The sequence below is a fragment of the Emticicia sp. genome (assembly GCF_043780375.1).
Lineage (GTDB): Bacteria > Bacteroidota > Bacteroidia > Cytophagales > Spirosomataceae > Emticicia.
The window spans coordinates 1-14,909 of sequence record NZ_JAYWCU010000218.1 but is presented as its reverse complement, the minus strand read 5'-3'; the positions used below and the strand labels follow the sequence as shown (position 1 = coordinate 14,909).

Below are 14,909 nucleotides of genomic sequence, written 5' to 3'. Positions count from 1 at the left end.
AAAAGCAAATTTGCCAGTCGTGAAGATTTAGAACTTTCTGACCGACTTACCAATCAATTCAATTTAGAAATAACAAATAATACACCAAAAAAAGTTGCCCCCAAGAAAGAAAATAACGGAGCGATAAATGTTGCTATTCTACTCCCTTTTCGACTTTTTGAGTTTGATCCCACTAAAAGCAACCGTGCAAATCAATATATTTATGATATGTATGCGGGTATGAAATTAGCAAAGGAAAAATTAGAAACAGAGCAAATAAACATCAATTTATTTACTTTTGATATTGAACGTGATGCCAGTTTAATTACCGAATTAATTAATAGTGGAAATTTTACCCAAGTAGATTTATTGGTAGGGCCTTTATACCCTGAAGCTAATAAAATAGCGAATGCTTTTGCTAAATCAAACCAAGTTGTACAGGTTCATCCTTTATCAAACAATCGCCAATTAATTACTAACGACAAAACAACTTTTTTGGCTTCGCCTTCCTACGAAATGCAAGCTTTGAAGGCATTAGATTATATTAATTCACAAAATACTTCTCGCTCAGTAGCTATTTACTACGGAAATACTCGAAAAGATTCTACATTTGCCTATATCTACCGTGACAAAGCTATGGAAAGTGGTATAGAAATAATTGAGATTAAGCGATTTTCGACCATTGAAAACATTGATTTGAAGCGTAAACCAGGGCATATTTTTATTTCTGGCAGTGATAATTCTTTCGGGCCAAAAGTTATTAATGCCTTAGACAAAAAGAAAGTATCAGTACCAATTATGGCAGTTTCTTCTGCTTTCGATTTTGAAGGTTCTTCACTTGGAATTTTCAATCGTCAATTATACTTAATACAATTAGATTATATAAATCGAGAAAAAGAAGAGGTCAAAAATTTTCGTAGTAGTTATATCAATGACCAAAATATTGCTCCCTCTTACTATGGTTGTTGGGGATATGATATGCTTCTTTTCTACGGTAGAATGTTGAATTCAGGCAAAAATAAACTGCGTAACAATTTAGATATGATTGAATATACACAAGGCTACGTACTTGATGGTTTTGACTACACCAACGGTTCTAACGAAAACAAAATTGTGCCTATCATTAAGTACCAAGATGGAAGGTTTATTGAAGTGGCGAGGTAAAAAATGAAACTTTATTAGAACACTAATTCTAAGCCTAATTTTTCTCTTAATTCTAATAAAGCAGGGTTTTTGTTTGCCAAATATTCAAATTTTTCTTGAGCAGTATATGGGCGACGTTCGGTAGTAGATTCTACAATTTCTGCAAAAATTTGAATCGCCGAATTGCGAAGTTTTTGTCTGAGATGTACTGCTAAATCTTGTTTTATTTGGGTCAAGGTATCCAACTGAATTTGATTATCTAATTGCAGCTTCAACGTTGTTCCTTCCAACTCAAAATCACGTTTAAGCATTACTTTAAGCGTTTCATTGTCACGAACATCTGCAAAAAAATGCAACTCCTTTTGTAATGTTTCAAAAGTAAACACCTCGCTGTAAACTACCATATTCCCTTGACTATCAATGCTTTGTGTAGCATCAATATTTGGATTCAACACAGCAGTTTCCAAATCAACCGTTGATTTTAACTTAGAAGAGTTCAATGACCGACGAACTACAGGTTGAGGTACAGCAACTGGACTTTCCTTTACTTGAGATATATTTCCCAAAACTGGCGGAACATAAACTGGAGCAAGTGTGGTTTCAATCGGAGTCGTATTTGGAATAGGATTATTTTTCTCGACAACAGTTGCTTTCTCTCCTACTCCATTAGTGTTTTTTTTTTCGTCCCCGTTATTGGGTAGCTCACTTAGATTCAATACTTGCTGAATTTGTGAGAGTTTCATCAAGCCTATTTCAATATGAAGACGTTGATTTTTGGCAGATTTATAATTTATATCAAGCTGACTTCCTATACTCAAAGCCGAAAATATCAAACCCAACGATAATTTGGCAGATTGTTCTAAATATCGTCTTTGAATCGACTCAGCGACTTGCAGTAACTTGACAGTTTGTGGGTCTTTACTCACCATTAAATTCCGAAAATGTTCGTTCAAGCCAACTACAAATTGGTGTCCATCGAAGCCTTTTTCTAAGATTTCATCATACAATAAAAACGCTTCTGAAACATTCCCCAAAGCCAACGAATTAACCATTCGGAAATAATAATCATAATCAAGAATATGTAAGTTTTCTAAGACAGCTTGATACGTAATTGTTGAACCCGAAGAAAAAGTAACATTCAAATCAAACATTGAGAGAGCATCACGTAAACCTCCATCCGCTTTTTGTGCAATCAATTCAAGTGCTTGATAGTCAGCACTTACACCTTCTTTTTTAGCTACATTTGCCAAATGGTCGGCAATGTCTTTTATCTGAATTCTATTAAAATCAAAAATCTGGCAACGACTCAGAATAGTCGGAAGTATTTTGTGTTTTTCGGTGGTTGCTAAAATAAAAACTGCATAACTAGGCGGCTCTTCTAAAGTTTTTAAAAAAGCATTGAAAGCCGATGTCGAAAGCATGTGAACCTCATCAATGATATAAACTTTATATTTTCCGTGCTGCGGTGGAAATCTAACTTGGTCAGTCAAATTTCTGATGTCTTCGACTGAGTTATTGGAAGCTGCATCTAATTCATGAATATTGAACGAAGCATTATTATTAAAGCTCTTGCAAGACTCACATTCATTACAAGGCGAGATGTCTTCTACAAGATTTTGACAGTTAATGGTTTTGGCCAAAATTCTGGCACAGGTTGTTTTACCCACACCACGAGGGCCGCAAAACAAAAATGCTTGAGCCAAATGATTGGTGCGGATAGCATTTTGAAGAGTAGTAGTTATATGCGACTGTCCAACCACTGCATCGAAAGTGATAGGACGATATTTTCGTGCTGAAACCACAAATTTTTCCATGATGCAAGTTACAAAAAAAATGGAATTAGTCAGAAGTTTGACTGAAAGAATCGTTTGATTTATTTACTTTTGTGCAGATAAATAAAAGATTAAAATGGATAATAAATTAAGTATAAAAGCATTCAACCATGTAGCTTTACAAATATCTGACTTGAAAATTAGTAGGCTTTTTTATTCCCAAGTGCTTGATTTACATGAACTTTCTCCACCTGCATTCGACTATCCAGTACTTTGGTTTGATTTAGGAGAAGGGCGTGAATTGCACTTAATAGGGCGTGAACCCGAATCTAATTGGACACCTATTCGAAGTAATCATTTTGCTTTAGAAGTAGATAATATGACAATTGCTGAAAAATATTTGCAAGAAAAAAACATAAAATATCTACCAATCAAACTTCGTCCAGATGGGGCAATCCAATTATTTTTGAATGACCCAGATGGACATTTCATTGAGTTATTTCAAGTAGTATAATTTTCAAACATTTGCTTCAAAGCTACCCAAAGCCTTCTTTTCAAATTTAGGTCAGCTTCCACGATTCGGAGTTCGTCGGAAAGTAAATAATCTATTGCAGCAACATTTTTTATTTGGTAAATATTTAGTAGCACATCCCAGTTTAATTTGCCCAAACCTACGCCAAAACTGATAAATTTTTTAGTCGTATTCAGAGCAATAAATGACTGATAATCAATAGTTTGTACTTTATTCAACTCTATCAAATCAATTTGGTCTAAAGATAAACCAACAGCATTCAGGATCTTTGTTAAAAATGCTTTTTCATTGTCAGAAATAGATTCGGTTAAAATCAGAACCTTACTTTTTAGAATTAAAGATGGCAGTGAAGACTTAATGATTTTTTCTTTTTGAGAAGCTATTTTTTCTTGAATAACTATTGGTTTTTCAGCTACAACTACTTGTTGTTCTTCAATTACTGCTTTTTCTTGAGTAACAGAATTTCGATAGAGGATTTCTTTATCAAAAAGGTAATTGGCTAAATTAGCATTCATAAAAAGTCAATCGATTTAAAACTAAACGTGCCACATTTGTAAAATATGGCACGTTTGAGTTACGAATTTTTGAGACTCAACTTCTTTATACAGCCAGTGCTTCACGCAAAATCAATGCTTCACGGTCTGGCCCAGTCGAAATAAAGCTAATTGGCACTTCTAGTACGTCTTCCAAATAACTAACATAATCGGCCAATTCAGCAGGAATTTGGTCGAAAGTACGCATTCCTTCGAGCGAGCATTCCCATCCTTTGAAAGATTTGTAGATTGGTTCAACGTCCGTATCTGTCAAATCGAAAGGCATTTGCTCAGTGATAGTTCCGTCTGGCAAACGGTAATGTGTACAGATTTTTACTTCGTCTAAGAAGTTTAAAACATCAGCTTTCATCATAATCAATTGCGTAACGCCGTTGAGCATGATACTATATTTTAAAGCTGGTAAATCTAACCAACCAGTACGACGTGGACGACCAGTTGTTGCCCCAAATTCACGACCTTCTTGACGGATTTTTTCGCCTAAATCGTCTTTCAATTCCGTTGGGAAAGGGCCACTTCCTACACGGGTACAATAAGCCTTGAAAATTCCAAAAACTTCTCCAATTGTATTCGGAGCAACACCTAAACCTGAACAAACCCCCGCTGCTGTTGTATTTGAGCTTGTTACGAAAGGATATGAACCAAAATCAATATCGAGCAATGAGCCTTGAGCACCTTCAGCCAATATTCTTTGCCCACTTTTCAGCGAATCGTTTACAATATATTCAGTATCTCTTAAATCAAATTCTTTGATGAATTCAATGGCAGAGAAAAAGTCTTTTTCGGCTTCCGTCAAATCATATTCAAAATTGTAAAAATCTAAGATTTGTGTGTGTTTTGCAACCAAATCTTGGTATTTTTTCTTGAAATTAGGCGAAAGAATATCGCCCAAACGCAAACCTTGACGAGCTACTTTATCAGAATAAGCTGGCCCAATTCCTTTTAAAGTTGAGCCAATTTTTGCATCACCTTTGGCTTTTTCATAAGCCGCATCAAGTAAACGGTGTGTTGGAATAATTACTGCAGTTTTCTTAGAAATGACTAAGTTTTTACGCAATTCAAGATTATACTTTGCTAAAGCATCAATTTCTTTTCTGAAAATAATTGGGTCAAGCACGACTCCATTACCAATAATATTCAAACAATCAGGGCGAAAAATGCCTGATGGAATTTGGTGAAGTACATGTTTATTACCATTAAATTCAAGCGTATGTCCAGCGTTTGGTCCGCCTTGAAAACGTGCAACTACTTGATAATCAGGGGCAAGCACATCAACAATTTTGCCTTTGCCTTCATCGCCCCATTGTAAGCCTAAAAGAATATCAATCATTTATTTATTAAAGTTGGGCCATTAGTTTTATCTATTGGCAATTAGCGTTCAAAATTCATTTATTGTAGTACTTTGTTTTCACAATTTTCTCTCTCGCATGAGCCATAGAAAATTAACGAGTGGTGCATCACTTTAAATTTAAGCATATCACCTACCATTGATTGGATATTCTGCACACGAGGGTCGCAAAATTCGGATACTTTGTGGCAATCAACACAAATCAAATGATCGTGCTGGCGGTTTCCATAAGATTTTTCGTACTGAGCAAGATTTTTACCAAACTGATGCTTCGTTACCAAATCACATTCGGTCAATAAATCTAAAGTATTATAAACTGTTGCACGACTTACTTGGTATTTTTTGTTTTTCATTGAAATATACAAATCCTCCACCTCGAAGTGGTCGTCTCGAGAGTATATTTCTTCTAAAATGGCATATCTTTCTGGCGTTTTTCGGAGCTGCTTGGTCTCTAAGTAAGCTGTAAAAATACTTTTTGCCGAATCAAAGTTTGATGCGTTTGGAACCATTTTATTTGCTGGGTTTCACTGTGATTTTCGAGCAAAATTACAAAGAAAATAACTAAGTACCAATTTATAAACTGTCGATAGTTAATAGTCGATCGTTGATAGCTTATTGATTCTGTTTTTGAACAAAAAAACAACTGGTTACTACGCCTTTTTAAGGTAATTAATACTTGTTTTTCAATCAATACTTTTCTTTAATAAATACAAAAAGCACTGATTTTAGCCAGTGCTTTTACAAAAAACTATATCAATTACTTTAGCGAAATAAAAAACCCAATGGCATTGCTCGGTGTTATTCCAAATTTTATTTTATCAATAGATGAGTGCCGCCTGTAACCTACTTTTTTAACAGGTTTTAACATCGAATTATAAATATCTACCGAATGTTGGGCAAGTTCATTGGAAGATTCAACCATGCTTAAACCACCCACAACAAGCCCAATGCCCATTAACAGTTTTGATAAACTTCTTATTTTATAATCAACGTTTTTGCCGTCAATTACAGCCGTGGCATCCACTCCTTTGAGGGCAACAACTGCTAATCCTATACCACCTAGTGCCACCACTGGGCCAATTGGTTTCAAAATATTAGACCATTTATATTTTATTTTTGGCTGCCAAGTGTCTTTATAAAGTTTTGTTACTTTAGCATTCGATAGCTTTATGCCATTTTTATAAATATTAGTAGCAAGGAAAACCCGCTTAGCATACAAAGAGTCTGCTTTTTGGGCGAAAATATTATTAAAACTAAAAAATAGGATAATTAATAATAGAAGATTTTTTTTCATTTGAAAACTTTTAACTGAAAAATTGCTTACTGTTCCGAATCCACACGAGTAACTTGGTTCATGCCTTCAATAGCTTCCAACTGGAGCATCAATGTTTCTAAATGTCGGGTATCCATTACGTATAGTTTAATATCTCCTGTAAAGATACCATCATTTGTATCAACTGCCAAAGAACGCATATTTATATGTAATTCACTCGATATTATCTTTGAAATATCTTGAATCATGCCCATTCGGTCGATTCCATCAAGATGAATACTGGCTACAAATGCCTTTGCAACTTGCGACGACCAACGAGCTTTTATAACTCGATTGCCATATTGTGAAAGTAATTGTTGAGCGTTTGGACAAGAATTTCGGTGAATTTTGATACCTTCATTAACCGTCAGGAAACCAAAAACATCATCTCCTGGAATCGGGCTACAACATCGAGCCAAAGTAAAATCGATGGATTGAAAATCGTCGCCAATAAAAAGAGTATCAACACCTTTTACCTTTTTTATTTCTTTCTCAAAACTTTTGGCATCAATAAAAGCCTTATTATCAATCTCAATTTTGGCTTGCTTATTTATTCGGGCATCACGGTCTGATTTGAACTTTTTTATTTCGTCAGAATGAATATAGCCTTTCCCGAAACTATAATAAAGGTCATTATAGTCTTTCTTATTAAAATATGCCCGAAGTTGATTGAGTGTTTCGAGGTTATTTTCAAGTCCCAAAATCTTGAAACGCTTGGCAATTATCTCTTTTCCATCACTAAAATAAACTTTGTTTTCTTCTTTCAGTAAGTCTTTAATACGAGCTTTGGCTTTGGAAGTTGTAACAAACCTAAGCCAATCTTCCGAAGGTTTTTGGTTTTTAGTTGTCAGAATCTCTACTTGGTCGCCATTTTGCATGACATAACTAATAGGCACTAACTGGTTATTGACTTTTCCTGCTGTACATCGCTTACCAATATCAGTGTGAATTTCGAAAGCGAAATCAAGCACCGTTGCTCCTTTTCGTAGCACTTTTAGGTCGCCTTTGGGCGTAAAAACAAATACTTCTTCGTTATAAAAGTTCCCTCTAAAATCTTCTAAAAACTCAATTGCTGACTTATCGCCCGATTCGAGGGTTTCACGCACCTGATTTATCCAACGGTCAAGTGGGGCTTCAACCGAAGTATCGCTTCCTTTATATTTAAAATGAGCTGCATAGCCTCGTTCCGAAATCTCGTCCATTCGCTCGGTACGAATTTGCACTTCAACCCATTGCCCAGTTTGGCTCATAACGGTTGTGTGTAGCGACTCATAACCATTGGCTTTTGGAATCGAAATCCAATCTTTCAAGCGGTCAGGGTTCGGCTTATATTCATCAGTAACAATTGAGTAGGCTTGCCAACAAGCAGATTTCTCTTTTTCGGGAGGAATTCCTTCTAAAATTACTCGAATAGCAAACAAATCAAAAATATCTTCGAAAGAGGTATGGTGCGTTTTGAGTTTGTTCCAAATAGAATAAATGTGTTTTGGACGACCCTTTATAACAAAATTCAGTCCAGCATCATTAAGTTTTTTTTGAAGAGGATTAATGAAACTATCAATGAAGCGGTCACGGTTAGCTTTTGAACTTTTAAGTTTATTGGCAATGTCTTTATAAACTTCTGGCTCGGTATATTTAAGGTATAAATCTTCGAGTTCTGATTTTATTTTGTAAAGCCCCAAACGATGGGCAAGTGGAGCATAGATAAAAATAGTTTCGTGGGCAATTTTGAGTTGAGAGTTGCGAGCCATGCTGCCCAAAGTACGCATATTGTGCGTTCGATCGGCGAGTTTTATCAATATTACTCGTACATCTTCCGAAAGAGTAAGCAACATTTTTCGGAAGTTTTCCGCTTGAGCTGAAGTTCCCTGCTCAAAACTTCCTGAAATTTTTGTTAAACCATCAATAATTTGAGCAACTTTTTTTCCAAAATCCCGCTCAATATCTTTAAGCGTCAAATCAGTATCTTCCACCACATCGTGTAACAAAGCACATATTACCGACGTAGCACCTAAACCTATTTCTTCAACACAAATTTGAGCAACTTCTAAAGGGTGAAAAATATAAGGTTCGCCCGATTTTCGCCTCATATCTTTATGGGCTTCCATCGAAATTTCAAAAGCTTTTTTTATTAATTTAGCGTCATTATCTTTCAGCACTGGTTTTGCAGCCCTGAGCAATTGCCGATACTTCGCCAAAATTTCAGTTTTTTCTTTTTCTAAATCAATCATTGATTCTTTCGAGCGGCGTTCTTCCGCCATACTATCAATTTTCTCAATCGCTGCTTCCAAAATTATATCTTTGTTTTGTTATATTCTTAACACTAAGTTAATAATTGCTGTTGTAGGAACAAATGTTTTTGCTGGATAAAGCAAAAATAAAACTTTAACAATGTTTTTTTGGTGAAAGAAAGTAACATATGAAGGCGATTAAAAATATTTTTCATTTTTCGATTGACAGATTAAGAAAAACTCATTACCTTTGCAGCCCAATTAGTAGTTAATTGTATTGACAAGCGTACAAAATGTTAATAAATTACTACCAAGTTGAAATGCGGGCGTGGCGAAATTGGTAGACGTGCCAGACTTAGGATCTGGTGCCGCAAGGTGTGGGGGTTCGAGTCCCTTCGCCCGTACGACTTAACCCTCTGAACCTTGCATGGTCAGAGGGTTTTTTAAATTTTACAAATAAATTATCCTAAATGGAAACTACATTAGATAGAATTTCTTCTACCGAAGGCAGACTAAAAGTAACACTCACAGAGGCAGACTACAAGCCCGAAGTTGATAAGAAAATTAAGCAATACAGCAAAACTGCTCAAGTAAAAGGCTTTCGCCCAGGAATGGTTCCGAAAGAATATATTCAAAAATTACACGGAAAAAGTATTTTAGTTGATGAAGTAATCAACATGGTTTCAAAAACTGTAAACGATTATATAACCAATAATAAATTACGTGTAGTTGGCGACCCATTGCCTGATAATGAAGCAGCAAAGAATATTGATTGGGATAATCAAAAGGAGTTTTCGTTTGAATACGAAATAGGTACAGCCTCTGATTTTTCAGTAGATTTGTCTGCAATTCCTGCTATCAAAACTTACGATATTGATCCATCGGAAGACAAAATAAATGAGGCAATTGAAGATGTTCGTAAGCGTTTTGGAAAAGACACCGAAGCAGAAGAAGTTGAGAAAGAAGATATGATTTTTGGGATTTTGAAGCAAGAATCAACAGAATTTGATGTAAAAGATGCATCAATTCCGACTGGTCGTGTATCGGATGATGCGTTCCATATTTTCAAAGGTTTGGAAAAAGGAAGCAGCGTGAAATTTGATATTCAGTCAATTTTTTCAAATACTAAAGATTTAGGCTTTGCTACTGGTAAAACAGAAGAAGAGGCAGCTGCTTTGAGTGGTGAGTTTGAATTGACAGTTGAAAAAATTTCTCGTTCAACTTTATCAGAAATTGACCAAGAATTGTTCGACAAAGCTCTTGGCGAAGGAAAAGCAACTAACGAAGCTGAATTTAGAGCTGAAATTAGTAAAGTTATTAAAGAAAATTATGCTCGTGAAAGTGATTATTTGCTTGATTTTGAAGTAGAAAAAACACTTTTAGACAATATTCATATCGAATTACCAAATGAGTTTTTGAAAAAATGGTTGTTCAATATCAATGAAGGCAAATTTACAGTTGAAGACATCGAAAAGGATTTTGATGCTTTTGCGAAAGGTTTACGCATGGATTTGATTCGTAACGAAGTTTCGGCAAAAAATGATGTAAAATTAGAATATACTGACATCGTAGATGAAGTAAAAGCTGAAATGCGTAATTATTTTGGAGCATATTCGTACGAAGGTTTGGAAGATATGATTGACCAAATGGCTCGCAAAACTTTAAAAGAAAACAAAGACAATGCCGTGCGTCGCTATACTGACCGTGCTTATGGTAAGAAAATTCGTGAGTTTTTGAAAGCGAATATTACCATTGAAAAACAAAACATTCAGGTTGACGAATTCAACAAAATTGCGGAAACGGTTTACGCCTAATTAGGCAATAGCATTATAAAAAATCCCCCTCGAGTAATCTTGGGGGATTTTTTTGTGCTATTTTTTAATCTTCAATTTATCATTACTTCCCTTTTCTCTCAATCTCTCTTAAATTCTCCATTTTCTTATTACGCAAGAAACCCGTAATATCTTCAAAATGCTCTTTTACACGTTTATTCCCAAACTCAAAAACTTTGGTTGCCAATCCTTCCAAGAAATCACGGTCGTGAGAAATTAAGATGATTGTACCTTCAAAAGCTCGGAGGGCATCTTTCAAAATATCTTTAGTTTTTAAATCTAAGTGATTGGTAGGCTCATCCAAAATCAATAAATTTACTGGTTCGAGCAAAAGCTTTACCATAGCCAAACGTGTTTTTTCTCCGCCCGACAAAACCTTCACTTTCTTATTGATTTGCTCACCTCGGAACATAAATGCTCCCAAAATATCTTTTATTTTGGTACGTACATCACCTACTGCAATATTATCAATGGTCTGAAAAACCGTCAAATCTTCATCTAAAAGAGACGCTTGATTTTGGGCAAAATAGCCAATCATCGAATTATGTCCTAATTTCAAATCACCTTCAAAATCAATTTCCGACATAATGGCTTTTACCAAAGTAGATTTCCCTTCGCCGTTTCGACCTACGAAAGCAATTTTTTCGCCACGCTCTATTGTCAATGACGCATCTTTAAAAACTAAATTATCGCCGTACCTTTTACTAACATTTTCTATAATTACAGGATAATTTCCTGATCGAGGTGCGGGCGGAAATTTTAAACTCAGTGCCGAAGAATCTATTTCATCAACTTCCACAATATCCAATTTTTCAAGCATTTTTACCCTCGACTGTACCTGAAGCGTTTTTGAGTAAGTGCCTTTAAATCGGTCAATAAATTCTTGCGTGTCGGCAATCATTTTTTGTTGGTCATTAAACTGCTTTTGCTGCTGTTCCTGACGTTCTTTTCGTAGTTGTTGGTATTGTGTATAATTTACTTTGTAGTCATAAATGCGACCCATTGTCAATTCGATAGTACGATTGGTTATTGTATCGACAAAAGCCCTATCGTGCGAAATAACAATGACCGCTTTAGCATTATTCATCAAAAAATCTTCTAACCACTGAATCGACTCAATATCTAAGTGGTTGGTTGGCTCATCAAGTAATATCAAATCGGGGTTTTGAAGCAAAATTTTGCACAATTCAATACGCATTCTCCAACCTCCACTAAATTCGGAGGTCGAACGAATAAAATCTGAGCGTTGAAAACCCATTCCCAAAAGCGTTTTTTCTACTTCAGCATCATAATTTACTTCTTCAACTGAATAGTATTTTTCGCTGAGTTCAGAGACTTTTTCAATAATATTCATATACGCATCTGACTCATAATCGGTGCGGGTTTCGAGTTGGTGATTGAGTTCATCCATCTCTTTTTTCATATCCAAAACCACCGAAAAAGCCTTCGATGCCTCTTCAAAAACCGTGCTATCATCTTGCGTGAGTAAATGCTGCGGTAGATAGGCAATTACTGCATCATTTGGAGCCGATATTTTGCCACGAGTGGGTTTATCTGCTCCTGCAATAATTTTGAGCAAAGTAGATTTTCCCGCTCCATTTTTGCCCATGAGGGCTATTTTATCTTTTTCGTTGATGTTGAAAGTAATATCACTAAACAGCGTTCCACCATTAAACTCAACCGCTACATTATCTACTGAAATCATACTCTTTTTTTAAATGAAGTGCAAAGATACAACAGGATTAAAATGATTTTAAGATTTGCAGTATTAATTATTAGGAGCAAAATAGTCATTTATAACTCTAAACTCTTCATTTCTCGTCCACACATTTCAATCACGTCTGCCATTTCTTCAACTGACTCACCTGTGTATAAATATCGAGCAATTTGTAGCAAATAAGCATTGTAATGCTCTGGTTTGCTTTCGGTAAAGACAGATTCGTAAACACGAGAGCAAAGAATTAAATGGAATTGTTGTTCGCACACATCAAATATAACCATCGGGATAAACAGGCTGTCGTCGAGTTGGGAGCAGAATAAAAAAACTGGATAGTCGAACAGCCCCAAACCATTGAGGTTGCTAATCATGTCGGCATCAAAAAAATCGTAGTATTGAAATTGATATTTGAAGTTTCGTTTGTCTAAATAATTACCCAATTCTCTTAGTTTGCGGCACATCACTTCAAACGGAATTTGGATTGGGGAATATGTGTCAAAAGGAAACCAAGCACCCGCTACCAAATCGAGGTATTGAAGTGATGGTTTTGCCAAATCTAACTTATAATCAAACAACGGATAGCCTGGGGCAAAATACCCAGGATAGAAAAAAGAACAACCCTGTTTTCTGCAAAAATCCATTTTTAAATACATCAAATACTTGCCTAAACTGTATTTTTTGTAGTCAGAATCATAAAAACACGATATTCCAGCGGCACTCTGTAGCCCTAAATCAAAAAATCCTACGGCTATCAGTTTGCCATTATCATAAATATTTATTTCATACGTATTATAAATATTAGTTACTGATTTTTCTCCAAAAAGCAGACTTTGCACTGATGGAGCAGCATCGAACGTAACATGATTTCGGTATTTGCTAAAAAGATTTTCTTGATTAAGAGTTAGTATTAATGGCTGAATTTGTACTTCAAACTTTGCATTTGCTCTCAGCATTTTCTGCTGAAACTTAGTTGTTTCAAAGCTCAATAAATCAACTCTTAGCCATATTGAACTATGAAAAATGTTATGAAATTTCAGAAAATTTGTCGTAAAAATAGACTGCCCCATTCTGAACCACCCGCTGGCAAGGTAAACATCAAGTTCTTCGTTGGTTAGCGACTCTGGGTAAAGTAATTCTACAAGCATTTGGTTGGGTAGTTGTGAAAATATAAGGCAAAAGTGACAAAAAAAGGTTTAAAAACCAATAATACACTGTTTAAAGCCATTTCTAAAAATCATAATGGAAATTTTGTTTGATAATATTAAAAATACAAATACTTTTGTAGAGTGATTAGTCAATCTATTATGAACAAAGAACAAAAAATACTCAATACAGCCCTTAAACTTTTCGTTGAATTTGGCTTTCATGGCACTCCTACAAGCAAAATAGCGAAAGAAGCAGGCGTGGCGAATGGCACACTTTTTCATTATTTTGCTACAAAAGAAGCCCTAATTAAAGAAGTTTATGTAAATATAAAAAATGAATTGAATCAATTATTGATGTCAAAACTTGAAGCTAATGATAATATAAAAAATACTGCAAAAAAGATTTATTTCAACACGATTTTGTGGGCGTTATCTAATAAAGATAAGTTTCATTATATTCAACAAATACATTTTTCGCCCCATTTGTCTCAAATTCCAGCAGAAGTTTCGCTCGAACAAACAAAAATGCACACCGAATTTATTGAACAAGGAAAAGCGAAGGGTGCGATTAAAAATATGCCAACTGATTTGATTTTCACGCTCGTCAATAGTCAAATTATGGGCATTTATCAATACGTTTCGACGCAAGCCATTGAACAACAACAAGATATAATTGAACAAGGTTTTGAAATGATTTGGGACTTGATTGAATTAAAAAAATGAAAATAAAAGCAATTATTACGGGAGCTACGGGCATGGTTGGAGAAGGCGTTTTGCACGAATCTTTACAACATCCTGACATTGAAGCGGTTTTAGTTATTGGCAGAAAACCTTGTGGTGTAAATCATCCAAAACTGAAGGAAATTATTAATCAAGATTTTTTTGATATTACTCCTATTTTGAATCAAGTAAGAGACTATAATGCTTGTTATTTTTGTTTGGGTGTTTCGTCAGTTGGCATGAAAGAGCCTGAATATTTCAAGATGACACATACACTAACACTCAATTTTGCTGAAAAATTAAGCAAAGTAAATCCAGAAATGACATTTTGCTATATTTCGGGTTCGGCCACAGATAGTACAGAAAAAGGTAGTAGCATGTGGGCAAGAGTGAAGGGTAAAACCGAAAACGATTTAATAAAATTACCTTTTAAGGCAGTTTATAATTTCCGACCAGCATTTATGTTGCCAACAAAAGGCTTAAAAAATACACTTTCGTACTACAAATATGTTACTTGGATTTACCCAATAGGTAGGTTGTCCAAAGAGCATAAAAAAATTCTTTCATATTTTTGTAGTGCGAAAACAAAAATAAAGAAAGAATTAGATGTCCAAAGAACACCTTGAT

General features: G+C 35.1%; 13 protein-coding genes and 1 tRNA gene. 6 read left to right on the top strand and 8 right to left on the bottom strand.

The features are described 5' to 3' along the window. On the top strand, positions 1-1,143 hold a 1,143-nt coding region (locus tag ACH2CJ_RS16960), incomplete at its 5' end, for an ABC transporter substrate-binding protein (protein ID WP_394994299.1). 14 nt (positions 1,144-1,157) lie between these two features. On the opposite strand, the gene ACH2CJ_RS16955 is transcribed toward ACH2CJ_RS16960, so the two are convergent. Further along, on the bottom strand, positions 1,158-2,936 hold the full coding sequence (locus ACH2CJ_RS16955) for a DNA polymerase III subunit gamma/tau (RefSeq protein WP_394994296.1): 1,779 nt from the start codon (positions 2,934-2,936) through the stop codon (positions 1,158-1,160). A 94-nt stretch (positions 2,937-3,030) separates the two neighbouring features. Here ACH2CJ_RS16955 and ACH2CJ_RS16950 point away from each other — a divergent pair, with 94 nt between their 5' ends. Then, positions 3,031-3,408, top strand: coding sequence for a VOC family protein (locus tag ACH2CJ_RS16950; protein ID WP_394994293.1), 378 nt, complete (start codon positions 3,031-3,033; stop codon positions 3,406-3,408). Here the strand turns inward: ACH2CJ_RS16950 and ACH2CJ_RS16945 are convergent. The 5 genes from ACH2CJ_RS16945 to ACH2CJ_RS16925 form a co-directional block, all read right to left on the bottom strand. After that, on the bottom strand, positions 3,396-3,941 hold the full coding sequence (locus ACH2CJ_RS16945) for a hypothetical protein (RefSeq protein ID WP_394994290.1): 546 nt from the start codon (positions 3,939-3,941) through the stop codon (positions 3,396-3,398). The genes ACH2CJ_RS16950 and ACH2CJ_RS16945 overlap by 13 nt on opposite strands. An 85-nt stretch (positions 3,942-4,026) precedes the next feature. Beyond that, positions 4,027-5,307 carry an adenylosuccinate synthase gene (locus ACH2CJ_RS16940; protein WP_394994288.1) on the bottom strand — a complete coding sequence of 427 codons (1,281 nt, stop codon included), beginning with the start codon at positions 5,305-5,307 and terminating at the stop codon, positions 4,027-4,029. Positions 5,308-5,366: 59 nt separating this feature from the next. Next, the gene (locus ACH2CJ_RS16935; protein ID WP_394994285.1) at positions 5,367-5,834 is read right to left on the bottom strand and encodes a Fur family transcriptional regulator; all 468 of its coding nucleotides are present in this window, start codon (positions 5,832-5,834) and stop codon (positions 5,367-5,369) included. A 248-nt stretch (positions 5,835-6,082) separates the two neighbouring features. Next, positions 6,083-6,619 (bottom strand): hypothetical protein, encoded by a 537-nt coding sequence (locus tag ACH2CJ_RS16930; RefSeq protein ID WP_394994282.1) that lies wholly within the window; start codon positions 6,617-6,619, stop codon positions 6,083-6,085. Between the two features lie 26 nt (positions 6,620-6,645). Continuing rightward, entirely contained in the window at positions 6,646-8,898 is a 2,253-nt protein-coding gene (locus ACH2CJ_RS16925; protein ID WP_394994302.1) for a RelA/SpoT family protein, read from the bottom strand. Between the two features lie 292 nt (positions 8,899-9,190). Here ACH2CJ_RS16925 and ACH2CJ_RS16920 point away from each other — a divergent pair. Continuing rightward, positions 9,191-9,272 (top strand) — tRNA-Leu (locus tag ACH2CJ_RS16920). Between the two features lie 66 nt (positions 9,273-9,338). After that, positions 9,339-10,682, top strand: coding sequence for a trigger factor (locus ACH2CJ_RS16915; RefSeq protein WP_394994280.1), 1,344 nt, complete (start codon positions 9,339-9,341; stop codon positions 10,680-10,682). An 82-nt stretch (positions 10,683-10,764) separates the two neighbouring features. Here ACH2CJ_RS16915 and ACH2CJ_RS16910 read toward each other — a convergent pair whose 3' ends face one another. Both ACH2CJ_RS16910 and ACH2CJ_RS16905 read right to left on the bottom strand, forming a co-directional pair. Continuing rightward, positions 10,765-12,405: an ABC-F family ATP-binding cassette domain-containing protein gene (locus ACH2CJ_RS16910; RefSeq protein WP_394994277.1), complete on the bottom strand. Its 1,641-nt coding sequence runs from the start codon at positions 12,403-12,405 to the stop codon at positions 10,765-10,767. Positions 12,406-12,494: 89 nt separating this feature from the next. Further along, positions 12,495-13,562, bottom strand: coding sequence for an arginyl-tRNA--protein arginylyltransferase (locus ACH2CJ_RS16905; protein ID WP_394994274.1), 1,068 nt, complete (start codon positions 13,560-13,562; stop codon positions 12,495-12,497). 159 nt (positions 13,563-13,721) lie between these two features. Between ACH2CJ_RS16905 and ACH2CJ_RS16900 the strand changes: the two genes are divergently transcribed. Both ACH2CJ_RS16900 and ACH2CJ_RS16895 read left to right on the top strand, forming a co-directional pair. Beyond that, positions 13,722-14,285 carry a TetR/AcrR family transcriptional regulator gene (locus ACH2CJ_RS16900; protein ID WP_394994272.1) on the top strand — a complete coding sequence of 188 codons (564 nt, stop codon included), beginning with the start codon at positions 13,722-13,724 and terminating at the stop codon, positions 14,283-14,285. Beyond that, the gene (locus ACH2CJ_RS16895; protein WP_394994269.1) at positions 14,282-14,908 is read left to right on the top strand and encodes an NAD-dependent epimerase/dehydratase family protein; all 627 of its coding nucleotides are present in this window, start codon (positions 14,282-14,284) and stop codon (positions 14,906-14,908) included. The genes ACH2CJ_RS16900 and ACH2CJ_RS16895 overlap by 4 nt, the downstream gene beginning before the upstream one ends. The last annotated feature ends 1 nt before the right edge of the window (position 14,909 follow it).

Bases quoted from the DNA above. Each gene is read 5' to 3' on its own strand.
- ACH2CJ_RS16925 (WP_394994302.1), bottom strand. From the start codon at position 8,898: ATGGCGGAAGAACGCCGCTCGAAAGAATCAATGATTGATTTAGAAAAA.
- ACH2CJ_RS16895 (WP_394994269.1), top strand. From the start codon at position 14,282: ATGAAAATAAAAGCAATTATTACGGGAGCTACGGGCATGGTTGGAGAA.
- ACH2CJ_RS16905 (WP_394994274.1), bottom strand. From the start codon at position 13,562: ATGCTTGTAGAATTACTTTACCCAGAGTCGCTAACCAACGAAGAACTT.
- ACH2CJ_RS16900 (WP_394994272.1), top strand. From the start codon at position 13,722: ATGAACAAAGAACAAAAAATACTCAATACAGCCCTTAAACTTTTCGTT.
- ACH2CJ_RS16935 (WP_394994285.1), bottom strand. From the start codon at position 5,834: ATGGTTCCAAACGCATCAAACTTTGATTCGGCAAAAAGTATTTTTACA.
- ACH2CJ_RS16915 (WP_394994280.1), top strand. From the start codon at position 9,339: ATGGAAACTACATTAGATAGAATTTCTTCTACCGAAGGCAGACTAAAA.
- ACH2CJ_RS16950 (WP_394994293.1), top strand. From the start codon at position 3,031: ATGGATAATAAATTAAGTATAAAAGCATTCAACCATGTAGCTTTACAA.
- ACH2CJ_RS16955 (WP_394994296.1), bottom strand. From the start codon at position 2,936: ATGGAAAAATTTGTGGTTTCAGCACGAAAATATCGTCCTATCACTTTC.
- ACH2CJ_RS16940 (WP_394994288.1), bottom strand. From the start codon at position 5,307: ATGATTGATATTCTTTTAGGCTTACAATGGGGCGATGAAGGCAAAGGC.
- ACH2CJ_RS16930 (WP_394994282.1), bottom strand. From the start codon at position 6,619: ATGAAAAAAAATCTTCTATTATTAATTATCCTATTTTTTAGTTTTAAT.
- ACH2CJ_RS16910 (WP_394994277.1), bottom strand. From the start codon at position 12,405: ATGATTTCAGTAGATAATGTAGCGGTTGAGTTTAATGGTGGAACGCTG.
- ACH2CJ_RS16945 (WP_394994290.1), bottom strand. From the start codon at position 3,941: ATGAATGCTAATTTAGCCAATTACCTTTTTGATAAAGAAATCCTCTAT.